Origin of the sequence: Pseudomonas sp. NY15372 (assembly GCF_048068215.1) — a bacterium.
GTDB classification, from domain to species: domain Bacteria; phylum Pseudomonadota; class Gammaproteobacteria; order Pseudomonadales; family Pseudomonadaceae; genus Aquipseudomonas; species Aquipseudomonas guariconensis_A.
This window is the reverse complement of the sequence record NZ_JBLUPY010000035.1, coordinates 1-23809: the sequence shown is the minus strand read 5'-3', so window position 1 is coordinate 23809 and position 23809 is coordinate 1. Positions and strand designations below refer to the sequence as shown.

At 63.5% G+C, this 23809-nt stretch carries 20 protein-coding genes and 1 pseudogene; 11 read left to right on the top strand and 10 right to left on the bottom strand.

What is annotated here, in order from left to right; genetic code table 11:
• Positions 1–264: 264 nt before the first annotated feature.
• From tpx to ggt, 4 genes are all read right to left on the bottom strand, one after another.
• Positions 265–765, bottom strand: a complete 501-nt coding sequence (gene tpx, locus ACNFG0_RS18905; protein WP_196145351.1) for a thiol peroxidase — start codon at positions 763–765, stop codon at positions 265–267.
• 160 nt (positions 766–925) lie between these two features.
• Positions 926–2215 carry a serine/threonine transporter gene (locus ACNFG0_RS18900; protein ID WP_196155714.1) on the bottom strand — a complete coding sequence of 430 codons (1290 nt, stop codon included), beginning with the start codon at positions 2213–2215 and terminating at the stop codon, positions 926–928.
• A 202-nt stretch (positions 2216–2417) separates the two neighbouring features.
• Positions 2418–3299 carry a LysR substrate-binding domain-containing protein gene (locus ACNFG0_RS18895; protein WP_196145349.1) on the bottom strand — a complete coding sequence of 294 codons (882 nt, stop codon included), beginning with the start codon at positions 3297–3299 and terminating at the stop codon, positions 2418–2420.
• A gap of 75 nt (positions 3300–3374) precedes the next feature.
• Entirely contained in the window at positions 3375–5216 is a 1842-nt protein-coding gene (ggt, locus tag ACNFG0_RS18890) for a gamma-glutamyltransferase (protein ID WP_416765988.1), read from the bottom strand.
• 149 nt (positions 5217–5365) lie between these two features.
• Here ggt and ACNFG0_RS18885 point away from each other — a divergent pair, with 149 nt between their 5' ends.
• From ACNFG0_RS18885 to ACNFG0_RS18875, 3 genes are all read left to right on the top strand, one after another.
• Entirely contained in the window at positions 5366–6016 is a 651-nt protein-coding gene (locus ACNFG0_RS18885; protein ID WP_196145347.1) for an ankyrin repeat domain-containing protein, read from the top strand.
• A 173-nt stretch (positions 6017–6189) separates the two neighbouring features.
• Entirely contained in the window at positions 6190–6597 is a 408-nt protein-coding gene (locus tag ACNFG0_RS18880; RefSeq protein WP_196145346.1) for a MerR family transcriptional regulator, read from the top strand.
• A gap of 20 nt (positions 6598–6617) precedes the next feature.
• Positions 6618–7517: a hydroxymethylglutaryl-CoA lyase gene (locus ACNFG0_RS18875; protein ID WP_416765986.1), complete on the top strand. Its 900-nt coding sequence runs from the start codon at positions 6618–6620 to the stop codon at positions 7515–7517.
• Positions 7518–8053: 536 nt separating this feature from the next.
• Here the strand turns inward: ACNFG0_RS18875 and ACNFG0_RS18870 are convergent.
• On the bottom strand, positions 8054–8578 hold the full coding sequence (locus tag ACNFG0_RS18870; protein WP_416765985.1) for an MgtC/SapB family protein: 525 nt from the start codon (positions 8576–8578) through the stop codon (positions 8054–8056).
• Positions 8579–8772: 194 nt separating this feature from the next.
• Between ACNFG0_RS18870 and ACNFG0_RS18865 the strand changes: the two genes are divergently transcribed.
• From ACNFG0_RS18865 to mapR, 3 genes are all read left to right on the top strand, one after another.
• On the top strand, positions 8773–9012 hold the full coding sequence (locus ACNFG0_RS18865) for a DUF3203 family protein (RefSeq protein ID WP_196145343.1): 240 nt from the start codon (positions 8773–8775) through the stop codon (positions 9010–9012).
• 120 nt (positions 9013–9132) lie between these two features.
• On the top strand, positions 9133–10539 hold the full coding sequence (gene ccoG / locus ACNFG0_RS18860; RefSeq protein ID WP_416765983.1) for a cytochrome c oxidase accessory protein CcoG: 1407 nt from the start codon (positions 9133–9135) through the stop codon (positions 10537–10539).
• 38 nt (positions 10540–10577) lie between these two features.
• On the top strand, positions 10578–11987 hold the full coding sequence (gene mapR, locus ACNFG0_RS18855) for a GntR family transcriptional regulator MpaR (protein ID WP_196145342.1): 1410 nt from the start codon (positions 10578–10580) through the stop codon (positions 11985–11987).
• Between the two features lie 16 nt (positions 11988–12003).
• Here the strand turns inward: mapR and ACNFG0_RS18850 are convergent, their stop codons facing one another.
• From ACNFG0_RS18850 to ACNFG0_RS18835, 4 genes are all read right to left on the bottom strand, one after another.
• Positions 12004–12750, bottom strand: coding sequence for an SDR family oxidoreductase (locus ACNFG0_RS18850; RefSeq protein ID WP_196155707.1), 747 nt, complete (start codon positions 12748–12750; stop codon positions 12004–12006).
• Positions 12751–12896: 146 nt separating this feature from the next.
• Entirely contained in the window at positions 12897–14432 is a 1536-nt protein-coding gene (locus ACNFG0_RS18845) for a DHA2 family efflux MFS transporter permease subunit (RefSeq protein WP_196155706.1), read from the bottom strand.
• Entirely contained in the window at positions 14429–15622 is a 1194-nt protein-coding gene (locus ACNFG0_RS18840) for an efflux RND transporter periplasmic adaptor subunit (protein WP_196155705.1), read from the bottom strand. Before ACNFG0_RS18840 ends, ACNFG0_RS18845 begins: the two co-directional genes overlap by 4 nt.
• 31 nt (positions 15623–15653) lie before the next feature.
• The gene (locus tag ACNFG0_RS18835; protein ID WP_416765982.1) at positions 15654–16127 is read right to left on the bottom strand and encodes a MarR family winged helix-turn-helix transcriptional regulator; all 474 of its coding nucleotides are present in this window, start codon (positions 16125–16127) and stop codon (positions 15654–15656) included.
• 211 nt (positions 16128–16338) lie between these two features.
• Here ACNFG0_RS18835 and ACNFG0_RS18830 point away from each other — a divergent pair, with 211 nt between their 5' ends.
• Positions 16339–17346, top strand: coding sequence for a FecR family protein (locus ACNFG0_RS18830; protein WP_416765981.1), 1008 nt, complete (start codon positions 16339–16341; stop codon positions 17344–17346).
• Between the two features lie 353 nt (positions 17347–17699).
• Here the strand turns inward: ACNFG0_RS18830 and ACNFG0_RS18825 are convergent, their stop codons facing one another.
• The gene (locus ACNFG0_RS18825; RefSeq protein ID WP_196145336.1) at positions 17700–19019 is read right to left on the bottom strand and encodes a Na+/H+ antiporter family protein; all 1320 of its coding nucleotides are present in this window, start codon (positions 19017–19019) and stop codon (positions 17700–17702) included.
• Positions 19020–19394: 375 nt separating this feature from the next.
• Between ACNFG0_RS18825 and ACNFG0_RS18820 the strand changes: the two are divergent.
• The 4 genes and pseudogenes from ACNFG0_RS18820 to ACNFG0_RS18805 form a co-directional block, all read left to right on the top strand.
• A pseudogene (locus ACNFG0_RS18820) lies at positions 19395–20681 on the top strand (HAMP domain-containing protein); the annotation flags it as partial.
• Positions 20682–20783: 102 nt separating this feature from the next.
• Complete coding sequence (locus ACNFG0_RS18815) at positions 20784–21539, top strand: methyl-accepting chemotaxis protein (protein ID WP_416765997.1); 756 nt, start codon at positions 20784–20786, stop codon at positions 21537–21539.
• Between the two features lie 215 nt (positions 21540–21754).
• On the top strand, positions 21755–22768 hold the full coding sequence (locus ACNFG0_RS18810; protein WP_416765980.1) for an ABC transporter substrate-binding protein: 1014 nt from the start codon (positions 21755–21757) through the stop codon (positions 22766–22768).
• A complete protein-coding gene (locus tag ACNFG0_RS18805; protein ID WP_196145333.1) occupies positions 22765–23616 on the top strand; it encodes an ABC transporter permease in 852 nt (283 codons plus the stop codon). The genes ACNFG0_RS18810 and ACNFG0_RS18805 overlap by 4 nt, the downstream gene beginning before the upstream one ends.
• Positions 23617–23809 lie beyond the last annotated feature (193 nt).

Sequence of the window (23809 nt, the reverse complement as noted above, 5' to 3'; positions counted from 1 at the left end):
GTGATAACGACTTGGGGAGATTGAACGATAAGCACTGACTTGGTGTTAGCAAAGAACCTTTACCAGGCATTTACCTTCGCCTTACGTTGCCAAGATGCTGAACTTTAAATGAAAACGGCCTGGAAATCGTTCCAGGCCGTCCGTTTTGAATGCGTAGAGCCCTGTGAGAGCAACCCAGCCTTCGGGCTGCCCCCGTGGGAACGGCCTGATGGGCTGAGCTTCCCCGCAGAATCAACGATGGGGCGCGAAGCGCCCCTGCTGCGCTTACTTCAGGGCAGCCAGCGCCGCGTCGTAGTTCGGCTCGTCGGCGATTTCGCCAACCAGCTCGCTGTGCAGGACCTTGTCGTTCTCGTCCAGCACCACCACCGCACGGGCGGCCAGGCCAGCCAGCGGGCCGTCGGCGATGGCCACGCCGTAGTTCTCCAGGAACTCACGACCACGCAGGGTCGACAGGTTCTGCACGTTTTCCAGGCCTTCGGCACCGCAGAAGCGGGCCTGGGCGAACGGCAGGTCGGCGGAGATGCACAGCACGACGGTGTTGGCCAGATCGTTGGCCTGGGCATTGAACTTGCGCACGGAAGTCGCGCAGGTCGGGGTGTCGACGCTTGGGAAAATGTTCAGCACCTTGCGCTTGCCGGCATAGTCCTTCAGCGACTTGTCGGCCAGACCATCACCCACCAGGGAGAAAGCCGGTGCCTGGGCGCCCGCCTGTGGCAGGTTGCCGTTGACCTGAACTGGGTTGCCTTTGAGGGTCACTTGAGCCATGACGAAATCCTTATACGGGGTTTGAAAAGGAGCCTGAGTTAAGCATGAAGGCGCGCAGGTGCCTATCGGAAAAGTTAAATTGTTCTATTTCCTGGATTTTTTTGTGGACAAAAAAATACCCAGACAGCAACAAACTGCCTAGGTATTTTTATTCGCAGGGTCAGCCCAACAGGCTGCTGACCACCGAATAGACCACCGAAGACATGGCGATCAGGCCAAGCACCACGACGAAGACGTTGGACATCGCGCCGCTGTACTTGCGCATCGAAGGCACACGGCGGATAGCGTACATCGGCATCAGGAACAGCAGCGCTGCGATGATCGGCCCGCCCAGGGACTCGATCATGCCCAGGATGCTAGGGTTGAGCGTGGCGACGATCCAGCACACCACCAGCATCAGCGCGGCGACCATGCGATCCAGGGCCTTGGCACCGGGGCGCAGACCAGCCTTGGCGATGATGCCCTTGAGGCCCTCGCTGGCACCGATGTAGTGGCCCAGGAACGACTTGGCAATAGCGATGAAGGCGATCACCGGTGCCGCAAAGGCAATGGTCGGGTTGCTGAAGTGGTTGGCCAGGTACGACAGGATCGACAGGTTCTGCGCCTTGGCCTCGGCCAGCTGAGCGCTGCTGAGGGTCAGCACGCAACTGAAGACGAAGAACAGCACCATGGCCACCATCAGCAGGTGGGCACGGGCCAGAATCTGACCGCTGCGCTGGTCGGCATGTTCGCCGTAGCGGCGCTTCTGGTCGACCGCGAAGGCCGAGATGATCGGCGAGTGGTTGAAGGAGAACACCATCACCGGGATCGCCAGCCACAGGGTATGCAGGAAAGCCGAGCCGGTCGGCAGCGCGGTGGCGCTGTCCAGGATGCCGCCGTTCCAGTGGGGTACCAGATACAGGGCCAGCAACGCCAGGGCGACGATGAACGGGTACACCAGCAGGCTCATGACCTTGACCGTGGCCTGCTCGCCGCAGCGCACGATCGCCAACAGGCCCAGGATCAATACGAACGACAGGATCGCCCGCGGCGGCGGGGTCATGTGCAGTTGGTGCTCCATGAAGCTGCTGACCGTATTGGTCAGGGCCACACTGTAGATCAGCAGGATGGGGAAGATGGCGAAGAAGTACAGTACGGTGATCAAGGCGCCGGCCTTGAGCCCGAAGTGTTCTTCCACCACTTCGGTGATGTCGCCACTGCGCCCGGAAAGGACGAAACGGGTCAGGCCACGGTGGGCATAGTAGGTCATCGGGAAGGCCAGCACGGCCAGGATCAGCAGCGGCCAGAAACCGCCGAGGCCGGCATTGATCGGCAGGAACAAGGTCCCTGCACCGATCGCCGTGCCGAACAGGCCCAGCATCCAGGTGGTATCTTGTCGTGACCAGCTGCCAAGGGTGGCGGGGGTCGATTCTTCGAAGCGCTGTTCGACGCTTGGGGCCTGCTCATTCATTCCGGGTGCAACTCCACTCGCAAGACTGCAACAGGCTGAGAGTGGCGAAACACGGGGCTTCGCGCACCTCAACCGAAAAAGAGGGGCGCGATTGTGCGCCGATCAGGTTGCACTTGCATAGCCCTGACCGAGGAGTGGTTGCACCTTTTGTGTAGGAATTGCCTGAAAAAGCACCACCCAATGAACACAGAAAGTTGCACCTTCAGATTTCATGGGCCGCGAGAAGCTCCGTCAGTACGTCACCCAATGCCCGCACCATGGCATCCGCAGTGGGCCGGTGTACGACCACGATCTCGTAGCTGTCCACTTCCGGCAGCCCTTGCCCTGCTCCCAACACCCTGTGCTCGGCCGTCGCCGCGCGCGGCGGCAGCAGGCTGATGCCCATGCCATCGGCCACTGCAGCCTGTATCCCGCTCAGGCTGGAGCTGGTGAAACTGATGCGCCATCGCCGGCCCATCCCCTCAATGGCAGTGATCATGTCGTCCCGGTACAGCCCCCGGGGTGGGAACGTCACCAAGGGAATAGGGTCCAGCTCGAAGGCCGGGGTCCGCACGCTGTCGATCCACTGCAGGCGTTCCGGCCAGCAGGCCACGCCCTCGCGAGCGTTGCGGCGCTGCTTGAGCAGCACCAGGTCCAGCTCACCGTTGTCGTAGGCCTGGCTGAGGTCGCGGCACAGCCCGCTGGTCACTTCCAGCTTGACCTCAGGATGGCGTCGGCTGAATGCCGACAAGGCATTGGTGGTGCGCCCACCCACGAAGTCCTCGGGGACGCCTAGGCGCACCGTCACGCCCACCATGGCGCCAGCCAGGGCTTCGAGCATCTGGTCATTGAGCGCGAGCATGTGGCGGGCATAGCCGAGCAGTGTCTGCCCCGCATCGGTGGGCAGCACATCGCGGTTACCTCGCACCAGCAGGCGATGGCCGACCATGTCTTCCAGCCGACGCACTTTCTGGCTGATGGTGGACTGAGTCGAGTGCAGGCGTGCCGCGGCGGTGGTGAAACTGCCGCAGTCGGCCACCACGACAATGGCACGCAACAGGTCCAGGTCGAACAGAGCCCTATTCGATTTAACGCTAATAGACATAGAGCTATTCAACTTATGAATGACAGGCCCGATTTCTAGCACGCCTACCCATGGCGGGCAACAGCGCCCAAAGGATCAGTCGCCCAGCGCCACCCCTTCGCGACGCGGGTCGGCGCCGGCCGACCAGCCATCGACCGTGCGTAGGATGACCTGGGTGCCGCTGGTCATCGTCATGGGCGTAACGTCGTGCCCGCGGAGCTCGAGTTCGTGCACCAACCCGGGGCTGACCAACCCGGCCTCTACCTCGGTGCCCAGGTTGCGGCTGCCGAAATTGGGCAGGTTGATGGCTTGCTGGGGGTCGAGCTGCCAATCCAGCAGGCCGATCAATGCCTTGTTCACGTAACCGATGATCTGCGAACCACCGGGCGAGCCGAGGCTGGCCACCAGCTCGCCGCTCTGGCGGGAAAACACCAAGGTTGGCGACATGGACGACAATGGCCGCTTGCCCGGCTCGACGCGATTAGCGACCAACCTGCCACCTTCGCTCGGCACGAAGGAGAAGTCGGTAAGGTGGTTGTTCAGAACGAACCCCTTGACGAACAGATGCGAGCCGAACGCGGCTTCCACCGAGGTGGTCATGGCGATGGCCCCACCCTGCTCGTCGACGGCCGAAACATGGGACGTGGCGATTCGCAACGGCGAGCGATCCGGGGCCAGCGACAGGTCCACGCCAGGCGGAGAACCGGCCGATGCGTGCTTCATGCTCTGCGCCCCGATCAACCTGGCGCGCTTGGCCAGGTAGGCCTTGTCGAGCAGGCCCTGGGTATTGACCGGAACATAGTCGCTGTCGCCCAGGTATTGGGCGCGGTCGGCGTAGGCCAGACGCTCTGCCTCGGCAATCAGGTGAACCGCCATGGGGGTCGGCTCCAGCCCCGCCACCGAGGGCACCGGCACGGGCGGCATGTTTGCAAGGTCCAGCCGAGGCGTCGCCGTTTGCACTGCTTCGAGGATGCCGAGGGTCTGCAGCACGGCGACCGCGCCGGAAGACGGCGGCGGCATGCCGCAGATACGCCAGGCCTTGTACGGGCCGCATAAGGCAGTACGCGATTTGGCTTGGTATTGCCGCAGATCTTCGAGCGACAGGTAGCCGGGATTGGCGTGATCACGCACAGCCGCCACCATCGCCTCTGCGATCTCCCCGGTGTAGAACCCATCGGGCCCCTGGGCTGCGATCAGTTCCAGTGTATGGGCAAGCTCGGGGTTCTTCAGCAGCGCGCCGACTGCCAGTGGCTTGCCCTGGGCATCAAGAAAATACCGGGCCATGCTCGGCGAATCGGCAATGAAGGCATCGGAGGCCAGCAATGCATGCAGGCGGCTGGAAACCGGAAAGCCCGTTCGTGCCAGCTCGATGGCCGGCGCGAACAGGTCGCGCCACGGCAACCGGCCATGCTGCTCATGGGCTAGCTTCAATGCTCGCAGCACACCCGGCACTGCGACCGAACGCCCGCCGATCTGGGCCTCTCTGAAGCCCATTGGTTTGCCGTTGGGCTTGAGGAACAGGTTTGGGGTAACACCACTCGGGGCGCTTTCGCGACCATCGAAAGCCTGCACGTGCCGGCCATCCCAATACAGGATGAACGCCCCGCCGCCGATACCGCTGGACTGCGGCTCGACCAGGGTGAGTACCGCCTGCATGGCGATGGCCGCATCGATGGCGCTGCCACCGGCCCGCAACATGGCCCGCCCCGCCTCGCTGGCCAGCGGGTTGGCCGCCGCCGCCATATGGCGGCTGGCATACGTAGGTACCAGGCCTGCGCGATAGCCGGATGCAAGTTCCGGTGCAGGTGGCAGGGAGGGCTGCCCTGCCCGTCCGCCCAAGCCGCAACCGGTCAGGGCCAGGAAGCCGCAGAGGATAAGCAACAGTGTGTGCGAAGGCCTTTTCAAGCGTGACGTCCTGTAATCCGATGGGCAACGCATGCCAAAAACAGCGATTTTAGTCGAGCCTGCGTAAAAAACCGCAAAACGACTCGCATCAACAAATGCACTGCATGCCATGCGGATAATTAACTTCCAAGCCTGTATGTGGTTTTCCTAGGATGAAAGCCGGTCAATCAGGAGCCCAGCCCATGCGCTTGCCGTTCGCCACTGCACTGTTCGCCTTGTTCACCAGCTTTGCCGTCCACGCCGAGACCTCTGCCATGGATATCCGATTGCTCGATGCCGCCCAACGTGGCGATGCCACCGCTGTACGCCAATTGCTCGACCAAGGGGCCGCCGTGGATGCCCGCGACAGCCAGGACCGCACGGCCCTTTTGGTCGCCACCCACGCCAACCGTGTGGAGGCGGCAAAGGTACTGATCGAAGCCGGTGCCGACGTCAACGCCAAGGACCACATCCAGGACAGCCCTTACCTGTATGCCGGTGCCCGCGGCCTGAACGACATCCTGCGCCTGACCCTGGATCACGGGGCCGACCTCAAGAGCACCAACCGCTACGGCGGCACGGCATTGATTCCCGCTGCCGAGCGCGGGCATGTCGAGACCGTGCAGATGCTGATCGATGCCGGTGTCGACGTGGACCACCTCAACCGGCTGCACTGGACCGCCCTGCTCGAAGCGGTGATTCTCGGCGACGGCGGACCACGTCACGTGGAGATCGTGCGTCGTCTGCTGGCGGCCGGAGCGGACCCGACGATCGCCGACAAGGATGGCGTGACGGCGCTGGAACATGCGCGCCAGCGTGGTTATCGGGAGATGGTGTCCCTGCTGGATAGATAGTATTCCCCGCCCCGCACCTGGAGCGGGCTTGCCCCGCGAACAAGGGCGAAGCCCTTGCCAGGCGACGGTGATATCTGGTCCGGCCCAATCGCGGGACAAGCCCGGGACGGCTCGCTTGACGTAAACGTCAACCTGCCTTTAGCTTACGGCTATCCACTCTTCCGAGCCCGAGCATGAGCAGCCAGACCTACAGCATCTCCGACCTGTCCCGCGAACTGGACATCACCACCCGCGCGATCCGCTTCTACGAGGAACAAGGCCTGCTCAGCCCTGAGCGCAGAGGGCTGGAGCGCATCTATTCAGCGCGTGACAAGGTCACCCTGAAGCTGATCCTGCGCGGCAAGCGCATCGGTTTTTCCCTGGCCGAGTGTCGCGAGCTGATCGAGCTGTACGACCCCAGCGGCGGCAACCTCAAGCAACTGACCAGCATGCTCGCCAAGATCGCCGAACGTCGTGCCCAGCTGGAACAGCAGATGCTCGACATCCAACAAATGCACCTGGAGCTGGATACCGCCCAGGAGCGCTGTGAACAGGCCCTGGCCGCCACCCTGAACAAACAGAACCACAACAACAGCCATTGATCCGCCACGGGAATCCCACCATGTCATTGCCCCAGAAAGTCCGCCTGGTCGAAGTCGGCCCACGCGACGGCCTGCAGAACGAAGCCCAGCCCATCAGCGTCGCCGACAAGGTTCGCCTGGTGGACGACCTGACCGATGCTGGGTTGTCCTATATCGAAGTGGGCAGTTTCGTCTCGCCCAAGTGGGTGCCGCAGATGGCCGGCTCGGCCGAGGTATTCGCCGCGATCAGGCAGCGTGCAGGGGTGACCTATGCCGCGCTCGCACCCAACCTGCGAGGGTTCGAAGATGCCCTGGCGGCCGGCGTCAAGGAGGTAGCGGTATTTGCGGCCGCCTCCGAGGCGTTCTCCCAACGCAACATCAACTGCTCGATCAGCGACAGCCTCAAGCGCTTCGAGCCGATCATGGACGCAGCGCGCAACCACGGGGTACGCGTGCGCGGCTATGTCTCTTGCGTGCTGGGCTGCCCCTATGAAGGCAAGGTCAGTGTCGAGCAGGTCGCCCCAGTGGCACGAGCACTCCACGAGATGGGCTGCTACGAGGTTTCCCTGGGCGATACCATCGGCACGGGTACCGCTGGCGACACCCGCCGGTTGTTCGAGGTGGTTTCGGCCCAAGTGCCGCGCGAACAGCTGGCCGGGCATTTCCACGATACTTATGGCCAGGCCCTGGCCAATGTCTATGCCAGCCTGCTCGAAGGCATCCAGGTGTTCGACAGCTCGGTCGCGGGGCTGGGCGGCTGCCCCTATGCCAAGGGCGCTACCGGCAACATCGCCACCGAGGACGTGGTGTATCTGATGCAGGGCCTTGGCATCGAGACTGGCATCGACCTTGCGCAACTGATCGCTGCCGGGCAGCGTATCAGCACAGTCCTGGGCCGCGACAATGGGTCGCGGGTGGCGCGTGCCCGTAGCGCACAATAGGTCATCGAGGTGTCACATTCGTGTGGGTGGAGTGTTACCTCCCCCACGTTTGCCAGCGAAAAATCGGGTAACAGGGAAACAAATCGGCATATTTTCAGGTGCCCTGTTTTTTTCATTTTCACCTAAGCCATTGATTTTAAAGGATTTTAAAAAGTTGGCACGCCATCTGCTTTATCTCTGGCATAACAAGAACAAAAACGTGACACCCAATAAAAACAACAGGTAACGGCTCTGACATAACAAGAACAACACGGCAGAGGCGTAGCAAGCAGATTTTTTTGGAGTAAACACGCTTTTCAGGGGTTCGCCCCGCGGTCTGACACAGAACAATAAAACTACCTTCAGGTAGCGGCAGCCAGGATCGGATCAGCAATGATGAAGGCAGGTCGGCGCTCAAAAAAATACGTTTGCTCTTGTGCCCCGAGTGGGGGCCACCCGCAGTACAGAGGCGAAGGCTGACAAAAACAACAACAGGCCAGTCTCCAATAATAAAAAAGAGCAAGCAACAACGCTTATGAGGGGAGCTTCGGCTCCCCTCAGTGCTTCCTGTCATCCCCCTCCTGCTTCTCCTCCTCGCCCTCGATCTTCTCCACCAGCACCGGCATGCTGCCCAGCACCAACAGGGCCAGCACCGTGCTGATCACTGCCGTGGCCTCGCGCCCCGTGCCGGCGGCGGTACCGATGGCAGCGGTCATCCACAACCCGGCTGCGGTGGTCAGGCCTTTCACATGGCTGGTGTCCGTGCCGTTTCCCTTGAGAATGGTACCGGCACCGAGAAAGCCGATGCCCGCGACGATACCCTGGATCACCCGGCTCAATGCCTGCTCGTCCGCCCCGGCCATGCTAGGCGCCAGCACGAACAGCGCTGCCCCCAGGGAGACCAGCATATGCGTGCGCACGCCGGCCGATTTGCCCTTGTGCTCACGCTCGAAACCCAGCACCGCGCCCAGAAGCGCCGCCATGATCAGGCGCACCAGAACCTGAGTAACCTCGCGCTGATCGGCGATATCCGCGAACTCGGCCTGTATGGCCTGCCATATCGTGTGCCACCAGGGTTCCATGCTATGCCTCCCAGGTTCTGCAACGCCCCAACAGGGGCAGCCCAGCGCAACGCGTGCCAGGCGCCTGCCGCTGCGCTCACAACGATGGACCGTTGCGCCTGCTCGGAGTGCGATCGGCCCCGCCGAGCGGAACGATGCAGCAACCGCGAACCTGGCGCGGTCACAACCGATGACCGCCATAAGAGGAATTCGCCATGCCCATTGAAATCGATGAAACCACCCGCCGCTGCACGCTGATCGGCGAGGACCTGCGCATCGAGGCCGAAGGCCCGGACATCGAGATCATTACCGATGAACAGCTGCGCATGTCCGTGGCGCTGCTCGCCGGCCAACGCGTCCCCATCACCGAGGCCGAAGCCGACGCGCTTACCGTGGCCGGTGCGATAGATAGCCGCAGGCACCTGAAGAGCAGTGCGCCAGGCTCCGTTATCTAGGGGCTGTGTGACAATCCACGGCCATCTGATACGGTTTTTATCGTTTTACCTGAGCCTGTGCTGAAAACAGATCACGTCTCATAGTGGTTGGGCCTGATCGAGCCAGAAGAGCACCGCGCCATGAGCGATAGAATCCCTTGCCAGGTCATCGAGGTTGCCGCGCCAGTAAAAAAGCGCAAAGCCCTGGATGACAGCGGCATCCACACCCGCAGTTTTACCGGCCTGTACCGCAACCTGCGCATCGGCTTTGCCGGTGCGCTATTCGTGCTGTTCTTCGGTACGGCCTGGATGAACTGGAATGGCCGCCAGGCGGTGCTCTGGGACTTGTCCGAGAGCAAGTTCCATATCTTCGGCGCCACGTTCTGGCCGCAGGACTTTATCCTACTGTCGGCGCTACTGATCATCTGCGCCTTCGGCCTGTTCGCCATCACCGTGTTCGCCGGCCGCGTGTGGTGCGGCTACAGCTGCCCACAAAGCGTCTGGACCTGGCTGTTCATGTGGTGCGAAAAAGTCAGCGAAGGCGATCGCAACCAACGCATCAAGCTCGCCGCGGCCCCCTGGAGCCTCGAGAAAGTCGCCCGTCGCAGCCTCAAGCATGGCCTGTGGTTGGCTATTGGCGTGGTCACCGGCTTGACCTTCGTCGGTTACTTCACCCCTATTCGCCCCTTGGCCGCCGAACTCTTCACCTTGCAACTGGGCGGCGTGGCACTGTTCTGGGTGGCGTTCTTCACCGCAGCCACCTACCTCAACGCCGGCTGGTTGCGCGAAGCCGTATGCCTGCACATGTGCCCTTACGCGCGCTTCCAGAGCGTGATGTTCGACAAGGACACCCTGGCGGTAGCCTACGATCCGCGCCGTGGCGAAGCCCGTGGCTCGCGCAAGAAAGGCAGCGACCTAGAGGCCCGGGGCCTAGGCGACTGTATCGACTGCACCTTGTGCGTACAGGTTTGCCCCACCGGAATCGATATCCGCGATGGGCTGCAGATGGCCTGTATCGGCTGCGCCGCCTGCATCGATGCCTGCGACGGCGTGATGGACAAGATGGGCTACCCCCGCGGCCTGGTCGGCTACAAGTCCGAACACAAGCTGCAAGGTGGCGAGACCCATTGGCTGCGCCCGCGCTTGCTCGGCTACGCCAGCGCCCTGCTGCTGATGGTCGGCGCTCTGGGCATAGCCTTGCACATGCGCCCGATGGTGTCGCTGGATGTGATCAAGGACCGCGGCCTGTTCCGCGAAAACGCCCAGGGCCGGATCGAGAACATCTACCTGCTCAAGATCATCAATAAGACCCAACAGCCGCGGCAGTACCACCTGCGCTTGGTACATGCCGAGGGCTTCGAGCTGAACGCTAAAACCGTATTCTCTATTCCCGCTAGCGAAATGCACGAACTGCCGGTGTCGGTCGCCATGCTCACCGACCGCCCGGCCAACAGCACCCAGGAGCTGACCTTCGAAGTCTGCGCAACTGGCGCGCCATCGGCCTGCAGCCAGGCCCATAGCCGGTTCGTCGCCCCGCTGAACCGCTGATCCCTTACACTGATGTGTCACCTGCCTGCCGAGCCACGATGAAACGCTACGAACGATTCGCCGACGACATTGCCGAACTGATCCGCTCCGGCGTGCTCGCCCCTGGCCAGCGGGTACCCTCGGTGCGCTACGCGAGCCAGACCCACGGCGTAAGCCCGTCCACGGTGTTCCAGGCCTACTACCTGCTCGAGCGTCGCGGCTTGATCCGTGCCCGGCCGCGCTCGGGCTATTTCGTCAATGCCCATGCGCCACGCCAGTTCAGCGAGCCCCTGAGTCAGGCATCGGTCAGCGAGTCCACCGATGTGGATGTCAGTGCGTTGGTGTTTTCCATCCTCGACTCGATCAAGGACCCGCACACCGTGCCGTTCGGGTCGGCCTTCCCCAGCCCCGAGCTGTTCCCGCTGCAACGCCTGTCGCGCTCCCTGGCCAGCGCCAGCCGCACCATGGACCCGCACATGGTGGTCACCGACCTGTCACCGGGCAACCCGCAGTTGCGTCGGCAGATCGCCCTGCGCTACATGGTCGGCGGCCTGATGTTACCGATGGAGGAACTACTGATCACCAACGGCGCGCTGGAAGCGCTGAACCTTTGTTTGCAGGCGGTGACCCAGCCCGGCGACCTGGTGGCCATCGAAGCCCCGGCTTTCTATGCCTGCCTGCAGGTCCTGGAACGGCTCAAGCTCAAAGCCGTGGAGATTCCGGTCCATCCACGCGAAGGCATGGACCTGGGAGCGTTGGCACAGACTCTGGACAAACATCCGATCAAGGCCGTGTGGTGCATGACCAACTTCCAGAACCCGGTGGGAGCCAGCATGCCCGAAGCGAAGAAGCAGGCGCTGGTCGACCTGTTGCGCCGCCACCAGGTGCCACTGATCGAGGATGATGTCTACGCCGAACTCTATTACTCGCAGCAAGCGCCCAAGCCGGCCAAGGCGTACGACACCGACGGGCTGGTGATGCATTGCGGCTCATTTTCCAAGAGCCTGGCACCCGGCTACCGCATCGGCTGGGTGGCGGCCGGGCGCTTCGCTCAGAAGATCGAACGGCTCAAGCTGATGACCTCGTTGTGCGCCTCGATGCCGGCCCAGGCGGCCATTGCCGATTACCTGCAGCACGGCGGCTACGACCGGCATTTGCGCAAGCTCCGCTATGCCTTGGAGGGCCAGCAACTGAGCATGCTCGCCGCAATCGCCCGGCACTTCCCGGCCCAGACACGGGTCAGCCACCCCACCGGCGGTTACTTCCTGTGGTTGGAACTGCCCGAGCAGATGGACGCCCTCAAGCTGTTCCACTTGGCCCTGGCCCAGGGCATCAGCATTGCCCCAGGGCCGATCTTCTCGCCGACCCGACGCTTTGGAAATTGCATTCGCCTGAACTATGGCAGCCCTTGGCACGACACGGCAGAACAGGCCATGGAGACGCTGGGGAAAATCATCAGGTCATTCTGACCGACCTGCCAGGACACTAGCGTCCTCCCCCAAGGTCGATGAAGCTGCCCGTCGAATAGGACGCCTTGTCCGACAGCAGCCACATGATCGCCTCGGCCACTTCCTCTGGCCGCCCGCCTCGTCCCATGGGCAGGCCAGGCTCGAGCTTGGCCACGCGGTCCGGGTCACCGCTCAGGGCATGAAAGCCCGTATGGATATACCCAGGGCGTACGCCATTGACCCGTACGCCCTCGCCCGCCACTTCCTTGGCCAGCCCCAGCGTGAAGGTATCCAGCGCGCCCTTGGAGGCCGCATAGTCGACATATTCATTGGGCGAACCCAGACGTGCCGCGACCGACGACACGTTGACGATCGACCCGCCTTGCCCGCCATGGCGCCGAGCCATGCGCAACAGGGCATGCTTGGCGCACAGCATCGGCCCGACCACGTTGGTCTTCATCACCTTGAGCAGGCGGAATTCTGACATTTCCTCGACCCGGCTCTGCTGGCCGATGGTCCCGGCGTTGTTGACCAGCGCGGTAACCGGGCCAAGCTCCTGGTCGACGCGATGGAACAGCTGGGACACTTCGTCCTCGACGCTGGCATCGGCCCTCACGGCGATGGCCGTAGCGCCCAACGCGCGCACTTGGGCCAGCACCTGTTCGGCGGCCTGGTCGTCGGCGTGGTAGTTGATGCAGATGCGGTAGCCCTGTTGTGCCGCCAGCAGCGCCGTGGCAGCGCCGATGCCACGGCTGGCACCGGTGATGACGATGACCTTCTCCATGAATCCGCCAATTGCTTTGGGAATGGATTCCCGACAATAGGGGAAAAGGCAATGCTTGTGAATGCCCTTGAGAAGCGCATGGGAAAAGCGGCTGACGCAGGGCCTACGGGAGCGGGCCTACCCGCTCCACACAGTTCGCGCAGCCGTCAATGCCCAGCCGAGGCCGGCGCCGCCTTGGCGGTGAACGGTGGTCGCGCCAGCCATACCAGCAAGATCAGGCCGGCGAACACCCAGGTCATCAAGGTGAAGTAGTCCACCGTCGACATCATGTAGGCCTGGCCATTGAGGATACGCTCCAGTTGCGCATAGCTCTGCGGGTTGGCCCCACCCAGCTGCCCCAGGGCATGCTGGGTGGCCGGGTCGTACTCGCTGATGTGCTCGCTCAGGTAGGCATGGTGCTGCTCGGCGCGACGGATCCATATCCAGGTGGTCAGCGACGCGGCGAAGCTGCCGCCCAAAGTACGCAGGAAGGTCGCAAGCCCCGAGCCGTCGGCGATCTGGTGCGGCGGCAGGTCCGACAGCAGGATGCTCAAGGTCGGCATGAAGAACAGCGCCACGCCGATACCCATGAACAGTTGCACCAGGGCCACGTGCTGGAAGTCCACCTCGTTGGTGAAGCCAGCACGCATGTAGCAGCTGGCACCGATCGCCAGGAAGGCCAGGCCGGCCAGCAGGCGCAGGTCGACCCGATGCGCATACTTGCCGACGAAGGGCGACAGGACCACCGGCAACAGGCCGATCGGCGCCACCGCAAGGCCCGCCCAGGTGGCGGTGTAGCCCATCTGCGTCTGCAACCATTGCGGCAGGATCAGGTTGATGCCGAAGAACCCAGCGTAGCCACCGACCATCACCAAGGTGCCCACGCGAAAGTTGCGGTGCACGAACAGCCGCAGGTTGACCACCGGGTGGCGATCGGTCAGCTCCCAGATCACGAAAATCGCCAGGAATATCACCGAGACCAGGCTGCCCACGATGATGAACGACGACTCGAACCAGTCCAGGTCGTTGCCCTTGTCCAATACCACCTGCAGGGCGCCAACGCCGATGATCAGCGTCAGCAGGCCGATGTAGTCCATCGGCTGGCGGCTGGTGGTGACCGGCCGCGTACGCATCTGCTGGCGCACCACGGCGGCGGCGAACAGGCCGATAGGCACGTTGATGAAAAAGATCCACGGCCAGCTGTAGCTGTCGGTGATCCAGCCGCCGAGGATCGGCCCGGCAATCGGCGCCACCACCGTGACCATGGCCAGCAAGGCCAGCGCCATGCCGCGTTTGGCGGGCGGGTACACGGCGATCAGCAAGGTCTGGGTCATGGGGTACAGCGGGCCTGCGACCACCCCCTGGAGCACACGAAACGCCACCAGCTCCGGCATCGACTGGGCGATACCGCACAGGAATGACGCCAGCACGAACAACAAGGTGGCCCAGATGAACAGCTTCACTTCACCAAAGCGTCGGCTCAGCCAGCCAGTCAGCGGCAAGGCAATGGCGTTGCTCACGGCGAACGAGGTGATCACCCAGGTGCCCTGCTCGTAGCTCACGCCGAGGTTGCCAGAGATGGTCGGCAGGGCCACGTTGGCAATGGTGGTGTCGAGCACCTGCATGAAGGTGGCCAGCGACAGCCCGATGGTGGTCAGCAGCAGGCTCGGCGGAGTGAACTGTGCGGGCGCGTTGTTGCTCATCGCTGGGCCGTCTTGCCGCTGGCGCTGTTTTCGTGGATCAGCCGGGCGATCAGGTCGTCCGCCTCGACGAGCTGGCGGTCATACACTTGGGTGGCATAGCTGGCCTGCTGCGGGGGTTGTTGGGCCAAGGCTGGGCCGCTCTGGTCATGCAGGTCGACCTCGACCACCGTGGACAGGCCGATACGCAGCGGGTGTTGCTTGAGCTGCTCAGGGTTCAGGTGGATACGCACCGGTACCCGCTGGACGATCTTGATCCAGTTGCCGGTGGCATTCTGTGCCGGCAGCAGGGCAAACGCGCTGCCGGTACCGGCACCTAGGCTGTCGACCGTGCCGCTGTACTTCACGTCGCTGCCGTACAGGTCGGCGGAAATCTCCACCGGCTGGCCGATGCGCATGTCGCGCAACTGGGTTTCCTTGAAGTTGGCATCGATCCATACCTGGTCCAGGGGAATCACCGCCATGGTCGCCACACCCGGCTGCAGGCGCTGACCCAATTGCACGGTACGCTTGGCCACGTAGCCGGTGACCGGCGCCACCAGTGTGGTACGGGCATGGTCGAGGTAGGCCTGGCGCAGGTCCGCGGCGGCAGCCATGACTTCAGGGTGGGAAGACACCACGGTGTCGTCGACCAGCGCGGCGCTGGTATTGAGCTGCTGACGAGCACTGTTCAAGGCACTCTGGGCGACGCTCAGATCGTCCCTGGCATGGGAAATCTCCTCGGCCGCGATCGCCCCGCTGTCGGCCAGCACCTTGCGCCGCCGGTAGTTGTCCTGGGCTTTTTGCAACTCGGCCTGGCGGGTTTGCAATTGCGCCTTGAGGGCATCGACATTGCTATACAGCCCGCGCACCTGGCGCACGGTGCGCGCCAGCTTGGCCTCGGCGGCCTGCAGCGCCACCTCGCTGTCGGCGGGGTCGAAACGCAACAGCACCTGGCCTTCGTGCACCAGATCGCCATCGTCGGCGCCGATGCTGGTAACGGTCCCAGTCACCAGCGGCGTGATTTCCACCACGTTGCCGTTGACGTAGGCGTCGTCGGTGCTTTCATGCCAGCGCCCGACCAGGGCATACCATGCCCAGGTAGCGGCGCCTGCCAGAATCAGCACCAGTAGCAGGCCCAGCAGCCAGGCCTTGCGCTTGCGCGTGTTGTCCGGCGCAGGTGCTGGGGTGGAAGTATCAGCGGAAGAGGCCATGACAATAACCTTGGGAAGAGTCGTTACAGGGTCAACGGTCGCCGAAACGGCGAATCGTCAGGGGGTCGCCGGCGCTCAGCAGCACCTTGGCCAGCAGGCTTTCGAGGGTCTTGAGCTCCTCAGGCTGCAATGCGCCGACCAGCTCGTTCATTGCCGCCGCTCCGATCTCCGGCAGCCGGTCGGCCAGGCGCTGGCCATCGTCGGTCAACGCCAGGCGGACCTGGCGGCGGTCCTCGGGGCAACGGTTGCGCAGGATGAGGCCCTTCTGCTCGAGACGATCGAGCATGCGCGTCATCGAACCGCTGTCCAGGCCGAGGTAGCGGCACAGTTCGGCTGGGGTATCCACCTCGTACTGGGTGACGATGATCAGCACCTTGAACTGCGCGGCGGTGACGCCGTCTGCTTCCAGGTGCCAATCGAGGATGCGGTCCTTGAGCAACGCGGCGCGGCCCAGGAGCATGCCGATGGTGCAGGTCTGGAAGTTTTCCGGAGAGAAATGAGACATGGCGAAGGCCCGAGCAATATGTGTAGAAATATTACTGCCTAGGCAGTGAATGTCAAAGCCTTGATTAGCGTGCTATGTAAATTTTCGTCAATACGCTGTATCAATCCGCCGGAATCGCGATGAAAAAACGGGCATCTGATAGTCGTTTGCCATTATCTCGGTTCTCGACACTCCCCGGTCGAGGGTAGAATGCGCAAAACCGGGAGCCGCAATGAACCACGATCGCTTGACCCCCAACCCCGACGATGCCCTCGCCGACGCAGCCGCACACTGGTGCATGCGGCTGCATGCCGACGACTGCACGGCAGCCGAGCGCGAGGCATTCCAGCGCTGGCTGGCGGCCGATCCGCGGCATCGGGAGGAGTACCTGGCGATGCAGGACATCTGGCACACCGCCGAGCTCTTGCCCGCTACCGCCACGGTGGTGGACTTCAACCCGGGTGCCCGGCCTGTGGTGCGCCAGCGCTCCTGGCGCCCGCTGGCCTCGGCCGCAGCGGTGTTTCTGCTCGCCCTGCCCCTGGCTGGCTGGGTCGGCTGGGAACAAGGCTGGTTGCCTAGCCGCTACCAGCACTTCGAAAGCGATGGCCGGCTACGGCAAGTGACCCTGAGCGACGGCAGCGTGGTCGAGCTCAACCTGCACACCGAGTTGCGCTACCTGAACTATAAGAACCGGCGTCAGGTCACCTTGGTCAAGGGCGAGGCGTTCTTCAAGGTCAAGCACGACAGCCGTCACCCGTTCATCGTCCGGGCAGGCAGCGGCCAGACCCGGGTCACCGGGACCCAGTTCAATGTCTGGAAACATGAAGATCAGGTCAAGGTGACGCTGGTGGAAGGCTCGGTGCTGGTCACCAGCCATGGCGCCGATGACGGCTACCGCCTTGGCCCTGGCATGCAGGCCAGCTACCGCACCGGCGACTTCGAGCCTGCACTGGCGCAAAGCGACGAGGCTGGCAACAGCCTGGCCTGGCGCAGCGGCAAGTTGATCCTGGACAACCTTACCTTGGCCGAAGCCCTGCCGGTGATCAACCGCTACCTGGACAACCCCTTGCGCCTGGCTGACGAAGGCACGGGCAAGATCCGCATCAGCGGGGTGTACAGCATCGACGAGGTGGAACGCCTGGTGGACAACCTGCCCAAAGTGCTGCCGGTCTATCTGACGCGTAGCCAGGATGGCAGCATCGTGCTCAATCGCATCTCGCCACCGCCCAGCCGTGGCTGAGCAGCGCAAACCGATCCAGAAACCGTAGAGCTTCACACTCCGCAAGACAATTGCCCATCAGGCCCTGTGGGAGATAACCCAGCCCTTCGGGCTGCGCTGTCGCACAAAGGACAAGCGGCTAGCGCCGCCCCCTGTGGTAGCGGGCTTGTCCCGCGATTGGGCCGGGCCCGATATCACCGTCGCCTGGCAAGGGCTTCGCCCTTGATCGCGGGCAAGCCCGCTCCCACAAGGCCTGCGCTGTCTTCAGAGATACCGCCGTACCTGTGGGAGCTGGCTTGCCAGCGATAGGACCGGGGCAAGCAACTCAAGACAGCTCGCTGCCACAAGGGGCGAGCTAGCTATCAGCCGCGGGCTCAGAGCACCATCGCCGCCAACCAGCCAAACGCCAGCAGCGGCAGATTGTAGTGGATGAAGGTCGGTACCACGGTGTCCCAGATATGGTGATGCTGGCCATCCACGTTCAGCCCTGACGTCGGGCCGAGGGTGGAGTCCGATGCAGGCGAGCCGGCATCGCCCAACGCTCCGGCGGTGCCCACGATGCACACGGTGGCCAGCGGGTCGAAGCCCAGTTGCACGCACAGCGGCACGAAGATCGCCGCCAGGATCGGCACGGTGGAGAACGACGAGCCGATGCCCATGGTCACCAGCAGCCCTACCAGCAACATGAGCAAGGCGCCGACAGCCTTGCTGTGGTCGATCCACTGTGCCGAAGCCTCGACCAGGCCGTTCACTTCACCCGTGGCCTTCATCACCTCGGCGAAGCCCGAAGCGGCGATCATGATGAAACCGATCATGGCCATCATCTTCATGCCTTCGGTGAACAGGTCGTCGGTGTCTTTCCAGCGCACGATGCCCGACAGCGAGAAGATCAGAAAGCCCACCATGGCCCCGATGATCATCGAGTCCAGCCACAGCTGGATGATGAACGCCGCAGCGATCGCGGCACCGGCCACCAGCAGGGTCAAGGGGTTGTAGCGCACGCTGACCTGCTCGACCTGTTCGATGCGGCCCAGGTCGTAGTCGCGCTTCTTGCGGTAGCTGACGAACACGGCCAGCAACAAGCCGGCGAGCATGCCCGCTGCCGGAATGGCCATGGCATGGGTGACGTTGACGCCACTGACGTCCACACCCGCACGCGCAACGTTGGCCAGCAGGATCTCGTTGAGGAAGATATTGCCAAAGCCTACCGGCAGGAACATGTACGGGGTGATCAAGCCGAAGGTGATCACGCAGGCGATCAGCCGCCGGTCGATGCGCAGGCGGGTCAGCACGTACAGCAGCGGCGGTACCAACAGCGGGATGAAGGCGATATGGATGGGCAGGATGTTCTGCGAGCAGACAGCCACCACCAGCATCAGGCCGACCAGCACCCACTTGAGCGCACCATTGTCGGCATGCCCTTGCCGATCGACCATCGCCAAGGCGCGGTCGGCCAGGGCATGGGCCAGGCCTGACTTGGCAATAGCGACGGCAAAGGCGCCGAGCAGCGCGTAGGACAGCGCCACCGTGGCACCACCGCCCAAGCCACTGTTGAAGGCCTTCAGCGTACCTTCGGTACCCAGGCCGCCGACCAGGCCACCGGTCAGGGCACCGACGATCAGGGCGATGACCACATGCACGCGGGACAGGCTCAAGACAAGCATGACACCGACCGCGGCAATGACTGCATTCATGGTGTGGTTTACCTCGTTACGACAGACGAAAAGCGAGTGCGCCGGCGACAGGCTGCCTGCGGGCAGTGGCCGGGCCAGGGGATGTTGTTATGAAGGGCGCACACTCTGAAGCACACCTGGGCGCTTGTCAAAGCGGTCAAACCCGCGACGCGTGTCAGAAGCGCCTGAAAATACAGCTTTTTTATTGAACGCTTGGATAAAGAAAGGGATCGATTCGCCGACATAAAGGGCAGCCCCAGGCCCTGCTGCCGATCGGCCGGGCTGCTGTGCGGTCATCTCGGGACAAGCCCGCTCCTAGGCCTGCGATGGAAGGGTCACAGCAGCCACGACAAGACCGGCTGGCATAGGCCAAGACCTCTTACAAGGGATCCCCAAATGCCTTTGCGTCAACTTTCCATCCAGTGGAAGATCACTCTGTTGGCCGGCTTGTGCCTGGCGACCATCGTCACGGTGCTGATCGGTCTGTCGTTGTACCGCATGGATCACAATTCGGACCTGGTCAAGGCCAGCAGCATGCAGATGCTCACCGAGTCGGCCCAGGCGCGCATCGAGTCCCAGGGCGAGGTGCAGGCCCTGGATATCCGCCGCCAGTTCATGGATGCCTACCAGTACGGCGCCGGTTTCGCCCGCCAGGTATTGTTCCTGCGTGAACAGGCCGAGAAACGCTTTCTCGACGCCTATGACCTGCGCGAGGACATGACCCGGCAGGTGCGCGCTGCGCTGCAGGCCAACCCGGACCTGCTCGGCCTGTCGCTGGTCTTCGAGCCTAACGCGCTGGATGGCAAGGACAGCCTGTTCAACGGCCAGGCCGAGCTGGGCAGTAACGAAACCGGGCGCTTTGCCTTGTACTGGTCGCAGCCGCGCGCCGGTCAGCTGACGTCCATGGCGTTGCCGGAACAGGACATGGCCAACACCGAGATCGGCCCCAGCGGCGAGCCGGCCAACACGTGGTGGGTATGCCCGCGTAGCACCCGCAAGGTGTGCGTGAGCGAGCCGTACTTCTATACCATCGATGGCCAGCAGGTGCTGATGACCAGCATCGTGTTCCCGTTGATCGTGGCAGACAAAGTCATCGCCACCCTGTCCATCGACATCAACCTCAACAGCCTTCAAGCCCTGAGTGAGCGCGCCAGCCGTAGTCTCTACGAAGGCCGTACCACGGTCGGCATTCTCAGCCCCGCTGGCCTTCTGGCCGGCTACAGCGCCGACGCCGGCAAGCTGGCCCAGCGCCTGGACCAGGTCGACCCGGCCCAGGGCGGTGAACTGGTGCGCAAGCTGCCAGGCGGCAAGCTGCAGGTCATGCACCACGAACAGCGCCTGAAGGTGCTGGCTGCCTTCGAGCCGATCCCGGGCGGCAAGCCCTGGGGGGTGCTGCTGGATGTGCCGCAGAGCGCCCTGACCGGCCCGGCCGAAGCGCTCAAACAGGAACTCGATGCCCTCAATACCAGCGGCACCTTGCTCGAGCTAGGCCTTGGTTTGGCCGTGGCGATCGTGGGGCTGTTGCTGGTATGGCTGATGGCCCGCGGTGTCACCCGGCCGATTCTCGGTGTTGCCGCCATGCTCAAGGACATCGCCAGCGGCGAAGGCGACCTGACCCGCCGCCTGGCCTACGACAAGCGCGACGAGCTGGGTGAGTTGGCCGGCTGGTTCAACCGCTTCCTCGATAAGCTGCAACCGACCATCGCTGAGGTCAAACGCTCGGTGCAGGCCGCCCGAGGCACGGCCGACCAGTCCGCGTCCATCGCCGCCCAGACCAGCGCCGGCATGGAACAGCAGTACCGCCAGGTCGACCAGGTAGCCACCGCCTCCCATGAAATGAGCGCCACCGCCCAGGACGTAGCGCGTAGCGCCGCCCAGGCCGCCCAAGCCGCGCGAGAGGCCGACCAGGCTACCCGCGAAGGCCTGGCGGTGATAGACCGCACCACCACCCGCATCGATGCGCTGGCCGCCGACATGAGCGGCGCCATGGCCCAGGTCGAAGGCCTGGCCCAGAACAGCGAGAAGATCGGCTCGGTGCTGGAGGTGATTCGCTCGATAGCCGAGCAGACCAACCTGCTGGCCCTCAATGCTGCCATCGAGGCCGCCCGGGCGGGTGAGGCCGGGCGCGGCTTTGCGGTGGTCGCCGACGAGGTACGCAACCTGGCCCGGCGCACCCAGGAGTCGGTGGAAGAGACCCGCCAGGTGATCGAAGCACTGCAGGCCGGCACCCAGGAAGTGGTCGGCGCCATGGACAACAGCCACCGCCAGGCCCAGGGCGGCGTCGAGCAGGTCGGGCAGGCAGTCACCGCACTGCAACGCATCGGCCAGGCAGTGACCGTCATTACCGACATGAACCTGCAGATCGCCTCGGCCGCCGAAGAGCAGAGCGCGGTAGCCGAAGAGATCAACCACAATGTCGCGACCATTCGCGATGTCACCGAATCGCTGTCGGGCCAGGCCAACGAGTCGGCACGTGTCAGCCAGTCGCTCAATGATCTAGCCAACCAGCAACAAGGGCTGATGGACCAGTTCCGCGTCTGAGTGCTCACTCAGCCTTCTTCAGCAACGGTTGTCCTGCTATCGGGGCGCAAAGCGCCCCAACCTTTTACAGCTCATCGGGTGCCGAGTAGAACCGCCCTCCCCTCAGCATCCAACCGCACCAAGGCTCCATGGACATTGAGCCGCGCCAGCCAAGGTGTCGAACCTTCGTCGTCTACACTTGCCCCAACCCAAGGACTGGCAACCTAGAGGCAAACATGAAGAAGATTCCTGCGCTGCTGGCCGGCCTGTTACTCACTTTCGGCCTGACCAGCACCGACAGTGCCGCAGCCGACGAACGCACGCCCATCCACTTCGGCGCCATAGGCTGGGAAAGTGGCGCGTTGACCACCGAGATCCTGCGGCTGATCGTCGAGCACGGTTACGGCTACCCCACCGATACGTTGCCGGGCAGCACCGTCAGCATGGAGGTTGCCCTGGCACGCAACGACCTGCAGGTGATCGCCGAGGAATGGGCCGGGCGCAGCCCTGCCTGGGTCAAGGCCGAGCAAGCGGGCCAGGTATTCGCCCTCGGCGACACGGTAAAAAATGCCGAGGAAGGCTGGTGGGTGCCGGCCTATGTGATCAAGGGCGACCCAGAGCGCAACCTGGCACCGCTGGCCCCAGACCTGCGTACCGTCGAGGACCTCAAGCGCTACCCGCAGGTATTTCGTGATCCCGAAAACCCGGGCAAAGGCCGCTTCCTCAACAGCCCCAGCGGCTGGACGTCCGAGACGGTCAACAGCCAGAAGCTCAAGGCCTATGGCCTCGACACCCTCTATAACAACTTTCGCAGCGGTTCGGGCGCGGCCCTGGATGCGGAGATCGGCTCGGCGATCCGGCGCGGCCAGCCGGTGCTGTTCTATTACTGGAGCCCGACGCCGCTGATGGGGCGCTACGACCTGGTCCGCCTGGAGGAGCCGCCTTTCGACGCCGCGGCCTGGGCCACGCTGACCGATGCCAAGCATCCGGCGCCCAAGGGCAGCCGCTCATTGCCGGCGAAGCTGTCGATCGGCGTGTCGGCGCCCTTCCGCCAGCAATACCCGGACCTGGTCGCGGTATTCGAGAAGGTCGACCTGCCGATCGAGCGCCTGAACAAGGCCCTGGCGTGGATGAGCGAAACCCGCCAGCCGCCGCGTGACGCGGCCCTGTCGTTCCTGCGAGACAACCCGGCGGTGTGGAAGGCCTGGCTGCCTGCCGAGGCCGCAGCGAAGGTCGAGGGCGCGCTGTGAGCGCAGGCTTTCCCGAAGCGCTGCAATTTTCTTTCGCCGAATGGGTCAACCGCTTGGTCGATTGGCTGGTGCTGCATTACGGCAACCAGCTGCGTCACCTCTCGGACCACCTATTGCAGGTGCTGGTAGGCCTGGAGAACGGCTTGCGCCTGCTGCCGTGGTGGCTGTTGCTGCTGATGGTGGGCCTGCTCGCCTGGCATGCCAGCCGTAGCCTGGTGCGAGCGGTGGTGCTGTGCGCCTTGCTGGCCCTGATCGGCATGCTCGGGCTTTGGGACAAGCTGCTGCAGACGCTGGCTCTGGTACTGGTCAGCACGGGCCTGTGTGTACTGGTGGGCGTGCCGCTGGGAATCGTCCTGGCGACCCGGCCACTGGCTCGACGCCTGCTGTTGCCGGTGCTCGACGTGATGCAGACCCTGCCGGCATTCGTCTACCTGATCCCGGTGCTGATGCTGTTCGGCCTGGGCAAGGTGCCCGCCGTGTTCGCCACCCTGGTGTATGCCTTGCCGCCCTTGGTGCGCCTGACCCAGCTGGGCCTGGCGCAGATCGACCCCTCGTTGCTGCAGGCCGCCCATGGCCTGGGTGCCAACCGCTGGCAGCGACTGCGGCGCATTGCCCTGCCCCTGGCCTTGCCGAGCATCATGGCTGGGCTGAACCAGTCGGTGATGATGGCACTGTCGATGGTGGTGGTAGCCTCGATGATCGGAGCCCGGGGGTTGGGCGAAGATGTGTTGGCCGGCATCCAGACGCTGAATGTCGGCCAAGGGGTCGAGGCCGGGCTGGCGATCGTCGCACTGGCGATGGTCATCGACCGGATCAGCCAGGCGTATGGGCAACCGAGGCGTTCCTGAACCCTCGCCGGCAAGCCCCCACCAGCCCTGAGGAAGATCGCCCAGCCCTTCGGGCTGCACTGGCTTCAGAAATGTAGACGCGCTGTGGGAGATTCTATGGTTGTGGGCAAGCCGGCTCCCACTGGTGCAGCGCCAACCACACCCTGTGGGAGCCGGCTTGCCGGCGATGAAGACAACCCTTTACCCAAAGCCA

Coding starts and splice junctions, on each gene's coding strand:
- tpx (WP_196145351.1), bottom strand. CDS start 765: ATGGCTCAAGTGACCCTCAAAGGCAACCCAGTTCAGGTCAACGGCAAC.
- ACNFG0_RS18900 (WP_196155714.1), bottom strand. CDS start 2,215: ATGAATGAGCAGGCCCCAAGCGTCGAACAGCGCTTCGAAGAATCGACC.
- ACNFG0_RS18895 (WP_196145349.1), bottom strand. CDS start 3,299: ATGTCTATTAGCGTTAAATCGAATAGGGCTCTGTTCGACCTGGACCTG.
- ggt (WP_416765988.1), bottom strand. CDS start 5,216: ATGCGTTGCCCATCGGATTACAGGACGTCACGCTTGAAAAGGCCTTCG.
- ACNFG0_RS18885 (WP_196145347.1), top strand. CDS start 5,366: ATGCGCTTGCCGTTCGCCACTGCACTGTTCGCCTTGTTCACCAGCTTT.
- ACNFG0_RS18880 (WP_196145346.1), top strand. CDS start 6,190: ATGAGCAGCCAGACCTACAGCATCTCCGACCTGTCCCGCGAACTGGAC.
- ACNFG0_RS18875 (WP_416765986.1), top strand. CDS start 6,618: ATGTCATTGCCCCAGAAAGTCCGCCTGGTCGAAGTCGGCCCACGCGAC.
- ACNFG0_RS18870 (WP_416765985.1), bottom strand. CDS start 8,578: ATGGAACCCTGGTGGCACACGATATGGCAGGCCATACAGGCCGAGTTC.
- ACNFG0_RS18865 (WP_196145343.1), top strand. CDS start 8,773: ATGCCCATTGAAATCGATGAAACCACCCGCCGCTGCACGCTGATCGGC.
- ccoG (WP_416765983.1), top strand. CDS start 9,133: ATGAGCGATAGAATCCCTTGCCAGGTCATCGAGGTTGCCGCGCCAGTA.
- mapR (WP_196145342.1), top strand. CDS start 10,578: ATGAAACGCTACGAACGATTCGCCGACGACATTGCCGAACTGATCCGC.
- ACNFG0_RS18850 (WP_196155707.1), bottom strand. CDS start 12,750: ATGGAGAAGGTCATCGTCATCACCGGTGCCAGCCGTGGCATCGGCGCT.
- ACNFG0_RS18845 (WP_196155706.1), bottom strand. CDS start 14,432: ATGAGCAACAACGCGCCCGCACAGTTCACTCCGCCGAGCCTGCTGCTG.
- ACNFG0_RS18840 (WP_196155705.1), bottom strand. CDS start 15,622: ATGGCCTCTTCCGCTGATACTTCCACCCCAGCACCTGCGCCGGACAAC.
- ACNFG0_RS18835 (WP_416765982.1), bottom strand. CDS start 16,127: ATGTCTCATTTCTCTCCGGAAAACTTCCAGACCTGCACCATCGGCATG.
- ACNFG0_RS18830 (WP_416765981.1), top strand. CDS start 16,339: ATGAACCACGATCGCTTGACCCCCAACCCCGACGATGCCCTCGCCGAC.
- ACNFG0_RS18825 (WP_196145336.1), bottom strand. CDS start 19,019: ATGAATGCAGTCATTGCCGCGGTCGGTGTCATGCTTGTCTTGAGCCTG.
- ACNFG0_RS18815 (WP_416765997.1), top strand. CDS start 20,784: ATGGAACAGCAGTACCGCCAGGTCGACCAGGTAGCCACCGCCTCCCAT.
- ACNFG0_RS18810 (WP_416765980.1), top strand. CDS start 21,755: ATGAAGAAGATTCCTGCGCTGCTGGCCGGCCTGTTACTCACTTTCGGC.